The sequence below is a fragment of the Frankia torreyi genome (assembly GCF_000948395.1).
Classification (GTDB): domain Bacteria; phylum Actinomycetota; class Actinomycetes; order Frankiales; family Frankiaceae; genus Frankia; species Frankia torreyi.
Window position 1 is genome coordinate 1 of the sequence record NZ_JYFN01000027.1, and the last position, 15,814, is coordinate 15,814.

Genomic DNA, 15,814 nt, shown 5'->3' on the forward strand with positions numbered 1-15,814 from the left:
CAGCGCCAAGTCCACTGGCACTTCACCACCGCCGACGCCCGCACCAAACTCCGCCACCTATACCCCAAACATTAGTGGCGACGGTCTACTAGTGCAGCCGCTCATAGGTCCCTTTCCGGTGTGCGGTGACGGCCTGTGATGTCAGACGGCGTTCGTCTCGCCGCCGGATGGTTCGCCGGAACCGCCTCGCGAGAGGTGTGCGTGGGAGCGGAGCCACGTGGTTGTTCTGTATGGATAAATCGGACGCTGAACCGTATAGAAGGACCACGGTGGCGGCTCTCCCACGCATCCGCCCCGAACCGCGAGCCGTCGCCCCCATAGCGACCCTCGCAGCCACACGGCGACGTCACGCAGCGCGAAAGGCTGGACGGGAAGCGGACTTCCGAGGCGCTGCACTAGTGTGCCGAGTCGTTGATCCACTTGCGGATGTCCGCTTCGAGTTCGACAGCGGACCGGGATCCTGCTGCGGGAGGCTGGTCAGCCGGCGACCGCAGCCTCGGCGGCCCCGGGCAGGACCGGCGCCCAGGGCCACGGCGGGTCGGGGATGCTCCGGCGCAGCGCCGGGGCGACCTCGGACTGGAACAGTTCCAGGCTCGCCCGGTGCTCGGCGGCGGGCAGGCCGCCGGCCTCGGCGTGCAGGTGCAGCACACTGTGGCCGAACTGCTCGTGGTAGCGGTGCACCTTGTCGACGATCTGCTGGGGGCTGCCGATCAGCGCGGAGCTGCGTTCGATGAAGTCCTCGAGCGTCGGGAAGACCGGTTCCATCCCCATCGAACGCTGGAAGGCGAGCTGCCCGGCGAACACCGGCGCGTAGGCGGCGACGGCGTCCTGGGAGCGGGGGGCCACGTGGAAACCGGCCGTGCCGGCGCCGACCGCGGCCAGCGCCGGGTCGTGGCCGTACTCTGCCCAGCGCTGCCGGTAGTAGTGGACCAGTTCGGCGTAGGGTTCGATCGGGTTGGTGACGTTGGCGGAGAACAGGGGATCGCCGTAGCGGGCGGCGAGGTCGACCGATTCCCGGCTGGTGGCGCTGCCGTGCCAGACCCGGATCGGCTGCTGGAACGGGCGCGGCCAGACCTCGGCCTCGTGCAGCGCGGGCCGGTAGCGCGGCTGCGCGGTGATCGTGTCCTGCCGCCAGATCTGCCGGAACAGCTCGTAGGACTCGGCGTTGCGATCCCACTGGTCCTCGGGGGTGACGTCGAACAGTTCCCGCTGCGCCGTGCCGTTGCCCTTGCCGATGATCAGTTCGAGGCGGCCGTCGGAGAGGTTGTCGAGGGTGGCGTAGTCCTCGTAGGCGCGCACCGGGTCCAGCAGGCTCAGGGTCGTCACCGCGGTGAACAGCCGGATGCGCGAGGTACGCGCCGCGAGGTGGCTGAGCACGACCGGCGGCGAGGAGGAGATGAACGGCCGCTCGTGCCGCTCACCGACGCCGAACCCGTCGAAACCCAGCTCCTCGGCGAGCACCGCGCTGTCGACGACCTCGCGCAACCGGTCCCGGGTCGACGGCGTGACGCCGGTGACCGGGTCCGGCCGATGGACGATCAGGGTGATGACCAGGAACCGCATGGTGCCTCCCCGGGGAGTGGTCGACGGTCAGCGTGTGGAGGCGACCGAGACTGATCGCCGGGTGGTCCGCCCGGCCCGCCCGGCGGGGTACCGCGGGCTCGCGGTAGGGCAGGTCCGGCCGGCCGGCGCGGGGCGACCGCGGCGGGAGGCGCGGATCTCTCCGGCGGCGGGCTGGTGGAAGGATCGGCGGGCGAACCGCGCGCCGGCTGGGACCACGATCCGGCCGGCGCCGAGGACCGCCTCGAACCCCGCCGAGAACCCCAGGTTCGGGGACACGCCGTGCTGGTGCGCCGGGGAGTCGAGCACCGGGAGCGCACCGGCGCCGTCCCAGGCCGCCGAGACGTCCACCGCGGGCCGGCCGCCCATCGCGATGGGGCCGCTCACCCCCATGGCGCCGCCCATTGCGATCGGGCTGCCGACTGCCATGGGGCCGCCAACCGCGACAGGGCCGCCAACTGCCATGGAGCCGCCAACTGCCATGGAGCCGCGAATTTCGAGGGGGCCGCCGGTGGCGGCACGGGGCTCGAACGGTCGCGCCAGCCCCGTCGGGGCCGGGACGCCGAGGTGGGCCGTGACCGGCCCGGCGACCTCGGACGCCGGCGCGGCCGGCACGGCGGGGGCGATCTCGGGCTCGATGCGGGCGAGTTCGAGGCGCACCTCGTCGAGCAGGTCCGTCAGGCGCACGCCAAGCGCGCGGCAGATCGCCGCGAGGATCTCCGAGGAGGCCTCCTTGCGACCCCGCTCGATCTCGGACAGGTACGGCATCGACACCAGCGCCGCCGCGGCGACGTCGCGCAGGGTGCGCTGCTGGGCCAGCCGGCGGCGCCGCAGCGCCCGCCCGATCAGCCCGCGTAGCAACGGGACCTCGACCTGCTCGGCCATCGCCACCCGGACCACCCTCCGACGCCCGCGGAACCGCTCAGAAGCCGAGGGTATCCGTTGCGGCGTCGTCTCATCCGCCGATGTCGCCGTCCGGTCCGCCCAGCCCGTCCGGCCCGTCCGGCCCGTCCGGCCCGTCCGGCCCGTCCGGCCCGCCCAGCCCGTTCGCTTCGTCCAGCCCGTTCGCTTCGTCCAGCCCGCGCAGGTCGTCGCGACGAATGCAGCAGTGCACGCCGACGACTTGGTCGACCACCTGGCTCACCGCGAAGTCGCCGGCGGCGCTGAGGTAGGCGAGGGCGACGTGCGGCGGCAGCGCGAACCGTTCGCCCAGGAATGCCACGGCGTTGCGGGTGGCCGCGCGCATCGCCGCGCCGAGGTCCGGGTCGAGCCCGGCGACGATGTGCAGCGCGTCGGTCTGCGCCCACGGTGCGCTCAGGGCGCGGGCGGTGCGGCGCACCGTCTCGTCGGAGCGCACGGTCAGCCGCAGCAGGGCACGCAGCGGCGCCTCGAACGCGGTGAGCGCCACCTCCCCGTCGCCCTGGGCGAAGTGCGGATCCCCGGCGTAGAACAGCGCGTCCGGGACCTGGACGGGCAGGTAGAGACGGGCGCCGACGCCGAGGTGGCGGATGTCGAGGTTGCCGCCGTGCGGGCCGGGTGGCACCGAGTGGACCGGGTCGGTCGTCGCGGCCGCCACCCCCATGATTCCGAGGAAGGGACGCAGCGGGAAACGGATCTGTCGGCCGTCGCCCACGGGCAGCACCCCGGACTCGCCCCGGGTGTGCGCGACCAGGCACACCGGCGGCACCGCGGCCCCGGCCGGCAGGCCCGGCGGCGCGATCGGCATCTCGCCGGGCAGCGCCCCCCGCCCGTGCCGGTTGCTGATCGCCCCGTAGGGAGCCCGGCGGACCAGGTCGAGCACCTCGACCTCCAGGACATCGCCCGGTCGGGCCCCGCGCACGGCCACCGGGCCGGTGACGACGTGCGGGCCGGCGACGTCGGGCTGGTGGCGCCGGCCGCTGCCCGCCAGCGCCAGCACGTCGTCGAGCAGCGCGTCGGCCGGGATGCCCGCGGCGCCGAAGAAGGTCCGCGGGTCGCCGCCCTGGTCGGCGAGCAGACCCTCGTGGCTGATCGTGTCGATCCGGATGGCCTGCCCGGACGGCACGGTCAGCACCGGTCGGCTCGCCGCGTTCGGCAGCAGCCCCCACCAGACCTCGTCCGGCCGGGCCGGCAGGTACGTCTCGCCCGCGGTAATCCCGACCCCGCTGTGCAGAACGGTCACGGGCCGGCACGCTGCCACACCCCGGTGTCGGTCTCGTTACCGCGCCACGCGGTCACCGGCCCGCCGCCTGCGGTGTGACCAGCGCGTCCGTCCCGCGAACGGCGAGGCGTGGTCCACCCCGGGCGCCACCACGACGCAACTGGCCGGTAATGCCGAGGCAAACGACCGGCCGCAGGATGTTCACGTGGTCAACATCCGGCTGGGCGGCCCCCGGAACTCGTGGGCGGTGTCGTCCGAACACGTCGATCTGCGCCGCGCCCCGGTCGCGCCGCTGCCGGTCACCGTCGACGCCCGCCCGCAGCGGCTCACCCTCGATCTGGCCCGCACCGCCGTCGTCGTCGTCGACATGCAGAACGACTTCTGCCATCCCGACGGCTGGCTCGCCTCGATCGGCGTCGACATCACCCCGGCGCGCCGCCCCATCGCACCGCTGCGCCGCGCCCTGCCGGTGCTGCGCGCCGCCGGCGTCGCCGTCGTCTGGCTGAACTGGGGCAACCGGCCGGACGCGGCGAACCTGCCGCCCGGCGTGCTGCACGTCTACAACCCGGACGGGGCCAGCGGCGGCATCGGCGCGCCGGCCCGCCCCGGCGGCAGCCCGACGCTGCAGGCCGGAAGCTGGTCGGCGGCGATCGTCGACGAGCTGCCGGTGCCCCTCGGCGACGTGCGCGTCGACAAGTACCGGATGAGCGGCTTCTTCGACACGCCGCTGGACGCCGTGCTGCGCAACCTCATGGTGACGACGCTGCTGTTCGCCGGGGTGAACTCCGACCAGTGCGTGCTGGCGACCCTCACCGACGCGGCCTGCCTCGGCTACGACGTCGTGCTGCTCGAGGACTGCGCGGCGACGACGTCACCGCCGTTCTGCCACGACGCCGCCGTCTACAACGTCGCCCAGTGCTTCGGGTTCGTCGCCTCCTCCGCGGCGCTCACCGACGGCCTCGCCGGGACCGCCGATGCGCGGTATCCGGCGGCCGCGGCCGGTGTCGCCGACCCCGCCGACCCCGCCAACCCCGCCGGGCAGGGGTGACGCCGTGCCGACGACGCCGATCCTGATCACCCCGGACGCCCTGGAGATGCACCACATCAGCGCCGGGGACACCGTGCGCCTCGGCGTGCTCGCCGGCCCCGAGGCCTCGCCGGTCACCGTCATCCTGGAGTCCTGGGACGTCGGCGGAGCCCAGCCGCCCAACAGCCATCCCGCGTCCACCGAGCTGTTCGTGTTCCTGCGCGGGCGCGGGGTGGCCGTCTGCGACGGCACCGAGGTCGCCGTCGCCGCCGGCGGCACGCTGGTGCTCCCGCCCACGTCGGTGCACCACATCACCAACACGGGACCGGGCCGGCTGTACGCGCTGACCCTGATGAGCCCGGACGACGGGTTCGCGGCGATGGTGCGCCGCGGGCCCCTCGCCGGGACCGACGACGAGGACCGCGCCGTCCTGGCCGCCGCGCCGTCCGCCGCGCCATGACCGGCGGCGACGCGGTGGCCATGGCGGCGGACTGGTTCGCGCTGCGGCCCGTGGCGGCCCGGACCTGGCTGGTCGCCGAGCCCGGCCACGTCAACTGCTTCCTGGTCGAGGGCGACGAGCGCGCGGTGCTCGTCGACACCGGGCTGGGCCTCGCCGACGTGCACGCGGCGGCCCGGTCCCTGACCGGCCGGCCGATCCTCGCCGTCAACTCCCACGGGCATGACGACCATCGCGGCGGCAACTGGCTGTTCCGCGACGTCGCGGCGCACCCGCTGGCGGCGCCGTCGCTGAGGACACCGGTGCCCGCCGAGCGGCTGGCCGCCTACCTCGCCGTCGCCCGCGAGCAGTACGCCGCCTACGAACGGCTGCGCGCCGACGACGAGCGGTTCTTCCACCTGCTCACCGAGGACACGACGCCCCGACCGCTGCCGCCGTCCGCCGACGCCTGGACCGTGCCCGCGGGGCCCGCGCCGGCCGCACTGGTCGACGGCGAGCGCCTCGACCTGGGCGGCCGGGAGCTGACCGTGCTGCACACCCCCGGCCATTCGCCGGACTCGCTGTGCCTGTTCGACGAGCGGGACGGTCTGCTGTTCGCCGGCGACACCCTCGTCACCGGCGACTTCTGGGTGCACCTGCCCGACGCCGAGATCGACGTGTTCGCCGCGACCCTGCGCGGCCTCGCGTCGCGGCTGGCCGGCTCGGTGCGGGAGATCTATCCCGCGCACACCCTGCGGTACCGGGTGGGCCCGGACTTCCTGCGCCGAGCCGCCGACGCGTTCGAGGCGGTCGCCGCCGGGGAGGCGCCCGGCCGGCCGGGTACCGACCTGCTGCGCCGCCCGGCGCTGCGGCACGACTTCGCCGACTTCAGCATTCTGCGTCCCCTTGGCATCGAGACGGCGGCGGCCACGTCGGAGACTGATGGGGCACCGGCGGAGCTGGCCGCCATCGACCCCGAGCTCGGCGCCGCCTTCGCGCGGTACGAGCGGGCCCTGCTGGCCGGGGACGTGGCGACCCAGCAGGAGTCCTTCTCCGCCAGTGCGGACGTGGTGCGCGTCGACGGGGACGGGCCCCTCGTCGGGCCGTCGGCGCTCGCCGCCTACCGGGCCGCCCGGCCCACCCCCGGCCCGCGGCGGCTGCGCGCGCTGCACACGATGCGCAGCCCCGGGGAGACCATCATTACCGTGTCGACGAATGAGCGGCTGGGAGCTGACGGCCGGATCGTCGGCCTGAGTACCCAGACCCAGGTGTGGGCCCGCACCGACGACGGCTGGCGGGTGATCGCCGCCTGCGTCGCACCGATGAGCGACCCGAATCCCACGGACGACCTCTCCCCGGCGGGTGGCCGGTGAACTCGACGGGCGGGTGGGCGCCGGCCGTCTGGCGGGAACGCGGCGACCCGCTGCTCGCGCCGACCGGCAGCGGCCCGCTCGACGGGCTGCGCGTGGCCGTGAAGGACCTGTTCGCCGTCGGCGGGTACCGGATCGGTGCGGGCAATCCCCGTTGGCTCGCCGAGGCGCCGGTGGAACCGGCTGACGCGCAGGCCGTCCGGGCGCTGCGGGCCGCGGGCGCCGCGATCGTCGGGATCGCGCAGACCGACGAGCTTGCCTTCTCCCTGTCCGGCGTGAACGTGCACTACGGCACCCCGCCCAATCCGGCGGCGCCGGACCGGGTGACCGGCGGGTCGAGCAGCGGGCCCGCGTCGGCGGTCGCCGCCGGGCAGGCCGACGTCGGTCTCGGCACCGACACAGCCGGGTCGATTCGGGTACCCGCCTCGGTCTGCGGGCTGTACGGGCTGCGGCCGACGCACGGCGCAGTGGCGGTGGGCGGCGTGCTGGGGCTCGCCCCGTCCTTCGACACGGTCGGCTGGCTCACCGCCGATCCGGGCCTGCTGCGCGCGGTCGGGGAGATTCTGCTGCCGGCGGGATCGTCCGGGTCGGCGGGCCCGGCCGGGACCGCGGGGTCGGTGGCGCGCCTGCTCGTCGCCGTGCACCCGCCGGAGGAGGCCGTATGTTCGCTCGCCGACGCGCTGGGCGCGGAGCTCGACCTCGGGCCGCTGCGCGAACTCGATGACGTCCCGCGGCTGCTGGCGGCGTTTCGCGCGGTGCAGGCCGCGGAGGCGTGGCGGCTGCACGGGGCCTGGATCACCGCTCACCCAGGTGCATTGGGCGCCGACGTCGAGGCGCGATTCCGGTTCGGCGCCGAGGTCGACGCCGACGTGGAACGCGACGCCCGGCGGGAGATCGCCGCCGGGCGGGAGCGGCTGCTGGACCGGCTCGGCACGGACGCCTGGCTCGCGCTGCCCGCCGCCGGAGGCCCGGGGCACCTTCGTCGCAGCGGCACAGGTGATCGGGACGCCTGGCGTATGGCGACGCTAGGCTGGACAGTTATGGCTAGTGCGTACGGCCTGCCAAGCTGTGTCGTGCCGGACCGGATGACCCAGGGCGGCGACCCCCTTCCCGCAGCGGCCGGGTCGCCGCGCCGCCCGGTCGGACCAGCTCCGGTCGGACTGGCCCTGGTCGGCCCGCCCGGTGCGGACCGGGCGCTGCTCGACGCGGCGGTGGCCGCTGCCGGCACGGCCGCGTCGTGACCGCCTTCGCCGAGGATGTCGGCGTCCGGCTCGGCGGGGCGGTTCGCGCGCAGCGGCATGCCCTCGGCCTCACCCTCGTCGACGTGGCAGGCCGGGCGGGACTGAGCCATCCCTTCCTCAGTCAGCTCGAGCGGGGGCTGGCCCGGCCGAGCATGCGGTCGCTGACGGCGATCGCCTCCGCGCTCGGGACCAGCGCTCAGGCCCTGATGGCCGCGGCGGAGGCGAGCGTCCCCCTCGTCGAACCGGTCAGCGTGGTGCGCCACGACACCGTCTCCGTCGACTCGCCCGGCGGGTCGGTGCGCAGCCTCGTGCGCGGCGCCCGGGCGATGCTGCCCTCGGAGTACACCGGCGCCCCGGCGTCGTTCCACGACTACTTCCAGCACGACGGCGAGGAGTTCGTCTACGTCGTCTCCGGTTGCATCGAGGTCGACGTCGACGGCGTGCTGCACACCGTGGCCGCGGGCGAGAGCGTCTACTACGCCGGGGGAGTGCGCCACCGCTGGCGCGGCCTGGACGGCGAGCAGGTGCGCCTCGTCGTCGTCCAGCAGAACGCCTGACCGTCCCACCTGCGGGGTCAGGTTTAGCGCCGCCGACATTCGGCTCTGACGGTCCCGTCACGCACCCGCGCGACGATGTTGATCCCGTCAACATTCGGAGGCAGCGTGCGGATCGGCGTGTTCCTCTTCGGTGGCGTCGAGATGGCCGACGCCGGGATCGGCGGCACCGAGCCCACCGAGCGCCGCTACGACCAGGCGGCGATCGAGCACGCCCACCGGGAGCTGCTGGTCTGCGGTGAGCTGGCCGACCGGCTGGGCTACGACAGCTTCTGGCTGACCGAGCACCACTTCCAGCACGAGGGCTACGAGGTCGTGCCGAACGGGCTGATGTTCTCCGCCTTCCTCGCCGCCCGCACCGGCCGGATTCGGATCGGGACGATGTTCAACGTGGTCGGCCAGTGGCATCCGCTGCGCCTCGCCGAGGACTTCGCGCTGCTGCACAACCTCAGCGGCGGGCGCGGCATCCTCGGTGTCGGTCGCGGGACCGTGCCCCGCGAGATGCTGCCGCTGACGGCGGGCACGGTGTCCGTCGGCTCCTACGACAACCCGTCGGCGGCGGCGGCCGACCGGCTCAACCGGGAGATCACCGAGGAGAGCCTCGACGTCCTGCACGCCGCGTTCACCCACGAGCGGTTCAGCTACTCGGGCCGGCACTTCTGTTTGCCGCCGCCGGGGATCCCGGACCGCGGCGGTGAGGTCCGCGAGCTCACCCTGGTCCCCCGTCCGCGCTATCCGTTCCAGACCTGGCAGGCGGTGACCAGCCCGCCGACGCTGCGCGCCGCGCCGACCCGCGGCTTCGGCGGCGTCTTCTGGCTGCGCGAACGCCACCGGCTCGCCGCCGACTGGCGGGCGTTCGCCGAGACCTTCGAGCAGGTCCACGGCCGCCCGCTGGAACGCGGAGAACGCCGGATGCTCGTGCTCAACGTCGCCGTCGGCGACACCCGCGCGCAGGCGATGGCCACCGTCCGCGCGGGCCACGACGAGTTCTGGCGCTTCCTGGCCCCCTACGGCTGGGGGCGGGGCTACGTGGGCCCGGACGGGCGGCCCGCCGACGGCTCGTTCATCCCCACTCTGGAGGACTCGATGGCGCAGGGGCCGTGGGCGGTCGGCACCGCCGACGACGTCGCCGCGCACATCGCCGCCCTCGACGACCTGCTTGGCCTCACCGATCTGGTGATCTTCCCGGCCATGCCCGGGGACCCCTACGACCGGGCCCGCGAGCAGATGGAGCGCTTCGTCCGCGACGTGGTGCCCCTGCTGCCGGCCGCGGCCGGGACCGTGACCGTGACCGCTGAGGAGCCAGGATGACCCGGTACTTCGCCGACCTGCGGGCCCCCGAGGCCGCCGGGCTCTCGCCGGACGCGGTCGCCGTGCTGCCCGTCGGGTCGATCGAGCAGCACGGCCCCCACCTGCCGCTGTCGACCGACCTGGTGGTCGCCGAGACGCTCGCCCGGGACGCCGTCGACGCCTTCGGTGACGCCTGTGACCTGTGGCTGCTGCCGGCGCTGGCCTACACGAAGTCCAACGAGCACGCTTGGTCGCCGGGCACGATGTGGCTGTCGGCGACGACGCTGCTCGCGGTCCTCGACGATCTGGCCCGCTGCCTCGCGACCACCCCGGTGCGTCGGCTGGTGTTCCTCAACGGCCACGGCGGCAACAGCGCGCTGCTGCAGGTCGCCAGCCGCGACATCCGTCTTGCGCACGGGCTGCGCACGTTCGTCATGCACCCGTCCCTGCCGGCGGACCATGGCGGCACCTCGCCGGCCGCCGAGCTCGGCATGGGCATCCACGCCGGCATCGACGAGACCTCGCTGCTGCTGCATCTGCGTCCCGACCTGGTCCGCCTCGATCTGGGGGTGCGCAGCGTCCCCGAGCAGCTCGCCTCGTTCGATCGGGTCCGTTTCGGCGGTGCGGTCTCGTTCGGGTGGCTCAGTGACGACTTCGGCACCGACGGAACCATCGGCGACCCGACCGGGGCCACCGCGGAGCGCGGCACACGACTCTACGAGGCGATGGTGGTCGCGGCGGGCCAGTCGCTCGCCGAGATCGCCCGGTTCGACCCGCGATCGACGCGTTGACGTCCTCCCCCGCCTGCTGCTGAAGACGGGGGATGCCCACTCCTGCACATCATTGATCCTTTTTCATCCCGGTTCTCTGAAGCGCGGGCCAGGATGGCTCGGTTGACGGTGCTCCAGGTTTTTCAGGTCAGCACCTCGGTCAGCCGGCCGACGGAATGGGCGGGGGTGCCGTCAGCGCCTCGAGGGCGTCGCCGACCGTGGTCAGGCTGCGCCGCAAGCGCTCCAGCAGGTCGTCGGTCGTGGTTGTCAGGAGCAGCCAGCCTCGTAGCTCGGCGATGTATGCGCCCTGGATGGCACCGGCGATCGCGGCCGGCACGACATCCTGGGACGCCGCGCCGATTCGCTGCGCGATGAACGCAGCCACGGTTGCCCGCCACGTCTCCCAGTGCTCGGCGGCGCTGGCACGTAGGGCGCTTGAGGTGTCCAGAAGCTGGAAGCGCTCCAGCCACACACCGCGCGTGTCCACGGCGTCGCGTGTGGAACCCACGACCGCCTCTCGCACAGCCGTCATGGGCGGGCAGGCTCCGTCGGCTCGGGCCAGCAGCTCGGCGAGGCGGCGGTTGGTGTGGTCGAACGCGCTCCACACGACGGCCGCCTTCGAGGGGAAGTAGCGGAAGAACGTCGTCCGGCCGACGCCCGCCGCGGCCGCGATCTGGTCGACCGAGACGTTGGCGTAGCCCTCGCGGAGCAGGAGCTGGATGGCCACCTGCTCGACGGCCTCGGGAGACGTGACCCGTGGCCGCCCGGCACCGCGTGAGCCGTTGCTCGCGCCGGCCATCCGCCAAGTCTACCCGTCGTCCGCAGCCGCGCGGGAGGGCGAAACGACCGTGCATCGGCGGTCACACCAATTTCGGTATCGAGTACCATATTGCTCGGTCTGAGCTCGACGCTGACTTTCCGATCTCGGACCCCCAGGTCAACGAGGAGGAAGAGGGGCACATGAGCAGACTGAACGGCAAGATCGCGATCGTGACCGGTGCTGCACAGGGCATGGGCGAGGCGCACGCGCGCCGGTTCGTGGCCGAGGGCGCCAAGGTGGTCCTGACCGACCTGAACGAGGAGCGCGGGAAGCAGATCGCCGTCGAGCTCGGAGAGAACGCCCACTTCGTCGTCCACGACGTGGCGTCCCTCGCCGACTGGCGCCGCGTCGTCGACGAGACCGAGGCGACCTTCGGCCCGCCCACCGTCCTGGTGAACAACGCGGGCGTCCTCGGGCCCATCGTCTCCACGGTGGATCTCGACGAGGACGCGTACCTGAAGGTCTGCGCGATCAACCAGCACTCCCAGTTCTACGGGATGAAGTCGGTCATCCCCGCGATGCAGAAGGCCGGAGGCGGTTCGATCATCAACGTCTCCTCGATCGCGGGTATCGTCTCGATCGTCGGCGCGCCGAACCTCGCCTACGTCGGCAGCAAGTTCGCTTCCCGAGGGATGACGAAGCACGTCGCCGCGCAGTACGGGAAGGACAACATCCGCGTCAACTCGGTGCACCCCGGCTACATCAAGACGCCGATGATGGCTGCGGCCACCGACGAGCAGGGTGGCGGCATCGCCGCCCTGGTGCCCCTTGCACGGATGGCCGAGCCCGACGAGGTATCCCAGGTCGTGCTGTTCCTCGCGTCCGACGAGTCGTCGTACGTCACCGCCACCGAGCAGATCGTCGACGGCGGGCTCACCGCCCAGTAGGTCGGGCCCGGCCGGGCTTCCTCCATCTCGCCGGCCATGTCGCAGCGGCGCTGGTCGCGCTGGTCCCGCCGCAGCGACACTGGCCGCGATGGGGCCCGCTGCCGTCGCCGGGCTCGCTCGGGCGGTCTGATCAGCCGTTCGGGAGGGCGCGTCATGCTGTGACTCCGCGCAACGCACCAGCTCCCATCTCGCTTGCCAGCGTCCGAAGGTGTACTGCAGATGCGCAGATGCGCAGATGTGTGGTGATCAGCTTGTTCAGGCGCCGACGCATCAGCGTTGTCGAACCGCGCGTGTGTCCCCGAGGCCGCATGCAACAAGCGCACCTGCGAAGTGCCCTCTCGATCCGGTGGACGGAAGCATAGAGAACTCCCATCCTCCCAGCTCGGAGGGCACTTTCGCGTTCAGGAACCCCAACGGGCAGGCATAGCGCGCGGTGCATCCAGGCCTGGACTGAAGCGCGGTGTGCGTACGATTTTCCGGTGACCCTCATCCCAGAGACCCACCGCGACCTCGCGCAGAACGCCGAGGTCGCGATCCTCACCACCCTCGGCCCCGACGGTGCCCCGCAGACCACGGCCGTGGGCTACCTGCTCGACGACGGCGTCTTCCGCATCTCCGTCAGCTCGGACAAGCAGAAGCTGAAGAACCTGCAGCGCACGCCGCAGTGCTCGCTGTTCCTGCTGGACATCACCAACGTCTACCGCACGGTGGAGGTTCGCGGCACCGCCGAGGTCATCCTCGACGACGACTACACCTGGGCCGCGAAGATCGCCGAGAGCCGTGGCCGCACGGCCGACGACATCCGCAAGCTCACCCCGCCCGGTGAGCACCGCTACAGCATCGCCGTGACCCCGACGAAGGTCAACACCTTCGGCTGATCCCGCGGCCAGCCGGTCACGGATCCGAACATACGTTCGACATTCGGGCCGTGTCGGCTCTAGCGTTGATGCATGACCTTCGCCACCCGTCCTTGGCCGCCCCTCGCACGGTGGTTGTTCGCCCTGGCGCTCGTTGCCGTGCGTCGGCGTGACGGTTCAGGACGGTGTGGCGGGGGTGGGGGCGGGGAGTTTGCCGGGGTTGAGCAGGCCGTCCGGGTCGAGCCGGGCGGCGGCCTCGCGGACCAGGTCCAGGCGGCCGTGGTGCAGCTCCCAGGTGTGCGGGTCGTCGACGTACACCTCGACGTCGGCCAGGCGGGCCATCCGCTCGTACAGGTCGTCGGGCCCGTCGTAGCGCAGGAACAGCATCGAGACCCAGTCGCGGCCGTTCGCGGTGAGGAAGCCCTCCAGGTGGATGAGCGACTCGGGGGCGAGTGCGGCGACCTCGGCGCGGCGCCGAGTGAGACCGGGGCCCATGCACTGCAGGTGGGTGAGCTCCGGGCGGACCTTGCGGACGCGGTACGTGGTGTGGTTGTACGACAGCGAGGCGATGTGCGCCGGGCCCCTGGGGCGCACGGCGTCGACCCGCCCGCCGTGCCGCTCGACGACGGCGGTCGCCGCGGCGACGCTGTCCTCGGTGACGATCCCGCGCACGCTGACCCGGCCGGCGGGCATCGCCGGGTCGACCGGCCGGTAGGTCGCGATGATCCCGGCCTCGTCGAGGGAGAGCAGCCGCGGGGTCGGCTCCAGGTCGAACAGCTCCTCGCCCGCGGCGACCGCGCCGGCCAGCTCCGGGAAGGACGCGAACAGCCCGGTCCAGCGGCGCGCGGGGCGCAGCGCCACGGTCGCCTGCGCGATCACCCCGTTGACCCCGAACGCGTGCGCCATCGCGGTGTCGTCCGGGAAGGGCACCTCCACCGGGATGGCATCGTCGGTGCACGGCACGACGAGCAGCGAGCGCAGGTAGCCGTCCCAGATCGCGCCGTTGGCGATCGAGCCGGTGCCGCCGGAGCCGCCGGCGATGAATCCGGCGACCGTGCTGCCCACGGTCGACGGCAGGATTGCCAGCTCCTGCCCGGTGGCCAGGGCAGCCTTCTCCATCAGCACGAACGACGCGCCGGCCTCCGCGGTCAGCCAGCCGTTCTCCACCGCGAGGATCCGGGCGGCCGCCGTGGTGTCGATGACGAGCCCGCCGAACAGCGGGATGCCCTGCCCGTAGTTGCCGGTGCCCTGGCCGCGCACGGTCACCGGCACCCGGTGGCGGTGCGCGGCCCCGACCGCCGCCGCGATCCCGGCGGCGTCGGGCGGGCGGATCACCACGTCGGCGACACCGCCGGGCAGCAGCGGCGCCAGCACCGGGCTCATGTGCGCCCAGTCCGTCGAGGCCGCCAGGCGGGCCGGTTCGTCGCGCAGCACGGCGTCGGCGCCGACCAGGGTGGCGAGCTCGGCGGTCAGCGCGTCGAGCACAGCCGGGTCGAGAGGGGTCACGGCGGGCAGCGCCGCCCGGCCGAAGCCGGGGAGCGCGCGTTCCCCGGCCCGGCCGTGCGACGCCGCGAGGGTCGAATCCGACATCGCTCAGGTACCAAGCCCGATCTTGGTGTCGAGGAAGCTGTTGTCGACGAGGTCCGCCGGCCTGAGCCCGGACAGGACCGGCTTGCCCTGCGACTGGTAGATCGGGTCGAGGATCTCGATGAGCTTCCGCAGCCGCGCGTCGTCGAAGTCGCCGAGGGTGCTGTTGGCGCCGTCGCCGACGATGCCCAGCGACTTCATCGTCTGCACCGCGTAGTCCGCGACGCCCTGGGAGTAGACCCAGCCGTTGTTGTACTTGTCGACCAGGTCGAGGATCAGCGTGTTGGTCGCGGCCGGGTCGGCCATGAAGTCGACGACGCCCTGCTGCATGATCGGGACGAGCTTGCTCAGGCAGGGCTTGAGCGCGTCGAGCTTGTCCTTGCGGACGCCGATCGCCTGCTGGTAGAAGTCGAAGCCCGCGTCCGCGATGAGCTGGTACTTCAACGGCTTGTCCCAGGAGCGCACCTCGTGGGACCAGGTGTAGGGCTCCGACGTCGCGAAGCCCTGCACGGCGTCGGCGCCGCCGGAGGCCACGAAGTTGGTCGGCGTGCCGTCGTAGCTGCCGTCGACCTGACCCTTCTTCAGGATGCCGGAGCCGGTGAAGTAGTCCATGTAGGACGCGCCCTGGAAGTACAGGACCTTTGTGTCGGTCCTGCCGATGTCGGCGATCGTCTTCCAGCCCGGGTGCTTGTCCGGCGACCACTGAATGACCTGCGGGCTCTTCTCCAGACCCGCCAGCACCGCCACGGTCGGCTGCGTCTTGGACAGGGCGATCTGCTCATCGGTGCCCAGGTAGCCCAGCGTGATCCCGGAATCCTTGTAGAGCTGGGAGGTCACCGTCTGGAAGCCGATCGCCGGGCCACCGGCGCGGATCTCCAGCTTCACCCCGGTGTCGACGCCGCCGTGGGCCGTCAGCTCACCGGTGACCGACTTCTTGCCCGCGTCGATCTTCGGGTTCGGCCCGAGCAGCTTGTACTGGCCGCCGTGCTCGGACTCCGGGTTCCAGTCGGTCTGCAGCACGATCGTCGACGGGCAGCCGGCGGCCTTGAGGTTGAGCGCCGCCGGGGCCGCGCCCGCCGCGGACGGGGCCGCCGCGCCGGTGGCCCCCCCGTCGCTGCTGCCGCAGGCGGCGGCGGTGAGGGCGAGTGCGGTCGCGGTCAGCGCAACGAGCCGCGCGGGCCGTCGCCGAGATCTGGTCAACTAGGTCTCCCCGAGTTCATCGGCCGTTCGGGCCGGAGGGTGCGGTGCAGTGGGGGCGCGGCGGCAGGGAGCGGC

15 protein-coding genes are annotated in these 15,814 nt (G+C 72.9%); 9 read left to right on the top strand and 6 right to left on the bottom strand.

Features of this window, described 5'->3' with window-relative positions; translation table 11 throughout:
- Positions 1 to 477: 477 nt before the first annotated feature.
- From FF36_RS17180 to FF36_RS17190, 3 genes are all read right to left on the bottom strand, one after another.
- A complete protein-coding gene (locus tag FF36_RS17180; protein WP_044886116.1) occupies positions 478 to 1,563 on the bottom strand; it encodes an LLM class flavin-dependent oxidoreductase in 1,086 nt (361 codons plus the stop codon).
- 27 nt (positions 1,564 to 1,590) lie between these two features.
- Positions 1,591 to 2,445: a helix-turn-helix domain-containing protein gene (locus FF36_RS40900; protein ID WP_095212238.1), complete on the bottom strand. Its 855-nt coding sequence runs from the start codon at positions 2,443 to 2,445 to the stop codon at positions 1,591 to 1,593.
- A 70-nt stretch (positions 2,446 to 2,515) separates the two neighbouring features.
- Positions 2,516 to 3,721 (bottom strand): acetamidase/formamidase family protein, encoded by a 1,206-nt coding sequence (locus FF36_RS17190; RefSeq protein ID WP_044886117.1) that lies wholly within the window; start codon positions 3,719 to 3,721, stop codon positions 2,516 to 2,518.
- 184 nt (positions 3,722 to 3,905) lie between these two features.
- Between FF36_RS17190 and FF36_RS17195 the strand changes: the two genes are divergently transcribed.
- The 7 genes from FF36_RS17195 (at position 3,906) to FF36_RS17225 (ending at position 10,409) form a co-directional block, all read left to right on the top strand.
- Positions 3,906 to 4,748 (top strand): cysteine hydrolase family protein, encoded by an 843-nt coding sequence (locus FF36_RS17195; protein ID WP_044886118.1) that lies wholly within the window; start codon positions 3,906 to 3,908, stop codon positions 4,746 to 4,748.
- 4 nt (positions 4,749 to 4,752) lie between these two features.
- Positions 4,753 to 5,187, top strand: a complete 435-nt coding sequence (locus FF36_RS17200) for a cupin domain-containing protein (RefSeq protein WP_052681196.1) — start codon at positions 4,753 to 4,755, stop codon at positions 5,185 to 5,187.
- On the top strand, positions 5,184 to 6,536 hold the full coding sequence (locus FF36_RS17205; RefSeq protein WP_044886119.1) for an AtzH-like domain-containing protein: 1,353 nt from the start codon (positions 5,184 to 5,186) through the stop codon (positions 6,534 to 6,536). The genes FF36_RS17200 and FF36_RS17205 overlap by 4 nt, the downstream gene beginning before the upstream one ends.
- The gene (locus FF36_RS17210) at positions 6,533 to 7,774 is read left to right on the top strand and encodes an amidase family protein (protein ID WP_044886120.1); all 1,242 of its coding nucleotides are present in this window, start codon (positions 6,533 to 6,535) and stop codon (positions 7,772 to 7,774) included. The genes FF36_RS17205 and FF36_RS17210 overlap by 4 nt, the downstream gene beginning before the upstream one ends.
- Positions 7,771 to 8,331, top strand: coding sequence for a helix-turn-helix domain-containing protein (locus tag FF36_RS17215; protein WP_044886121.1), 561 nt, complete (start codon positions 7,771 to 7,773; stop codon positions 8,329 to 8,331). Before FF36_RS17210 ends, FF36_RS17215 begins: the two co-directional genes overlap by 4 nt.
- Before the next feature lie 105 nt (positions 8,332 to 8,436).
- A complete protein-coding gene (locus tag FF36_RS17220; protein WP_242422579.1) occupies positions 8,437 to 9,639 on the top strand; it encodes an LLM class flavin-dependent oxidoreductase in 1,203 nt (400 codons plus the stop codon).
- Positions 9,636 to 10,409 carry a creatininase family protein gene (locus FF36_RS17225; protein WP_044886123.1) on the top strand — a complete coding sequence of 258 codons (774 nt, stop codon included), beginning with the start codon at positions 9,636 to 9,638 and terminating at the stop codon, positions 10,407 to 10,409. Before FF36_RS17220 ends, FF36_RS17225 begins: the two co-directional genes overlap by 4 nt.
- 139 nt (positions 10,410 to 10,548) lie before the next feature.
- Here the strand turns inward: FF36_RS17225 and FF36_RS17230 are convergent, their stop codons facing one another.
- A complete protein-coding gene (locus FF36_RS17230) occupies positions 10,549 to 11,187 on the bottom strand; it encodes an acyl-CoA-like ligand-binding transcription factor (protein ID WP_052681186.1) in 639 nt (212 codons plus the stop codon).
- Positions 11,188 to 11,348: 161 nt separating this feature from the next.
- Between FF36_RS17230 and FF36_RS17235 the strand changes: the two genes are divergently transcribed.
- A complete protein-coding gene (locus FF36_RS17235) occupies positions 11,349 to 12,095 on the top strand; it encodes a glucose 1-dehydrogenase (RefSeq protein WP_044886124.1) in 747 nt (248 codons plus the stop codon).
- 479 nt (positions 12,096 to 12,574) lie between these two features.
- Positions 12,575 to 12,973, top strand: a complete 399-nt coding sequence (locus FF36_RS17240) for a PPOX class F420-dependent oxidoreductase (RefSeq protein ID WP_011605381.1) — start codon at positions 12,575 to 12,577, stop codon at positions 12,971 to 12,973.
- 156 nt (positions 12,974 to 13,129) lie between these two features.
- On the opposite strand, the gene FF36_RS17245 is transcribed toward FF36_RS17240, so the two are convergent.
- The gene (locus FF36_RS17245) at positions 13,130 to 14,542 is read right to left on the bottom strand and encodes an FAD-binding oxidoreductase (RefSeq protein WP_052681187.1); all 1,413 of its coding nucleotides are present in this window, start codon (positions 14,540 to 14,542) and stop codon (positions 13,130 to 13,132) included.
- Between the two features lie 3 nt (positions 14,543 to 14,545).
- Positions 14,546 to 15,739, bottom strand: a complete 1,194-nt coding sequence (locus tag FF36_RS17250) for a hypothetical protein (RefSeq protein WP_044886125.1) — start codon at positions 15,737 to 15,739, stop codon at positions 14,546 to 14,548.
- Between the last annotated feature and the right edge of the window lie 75 nt (positions 15,740 to 15,814).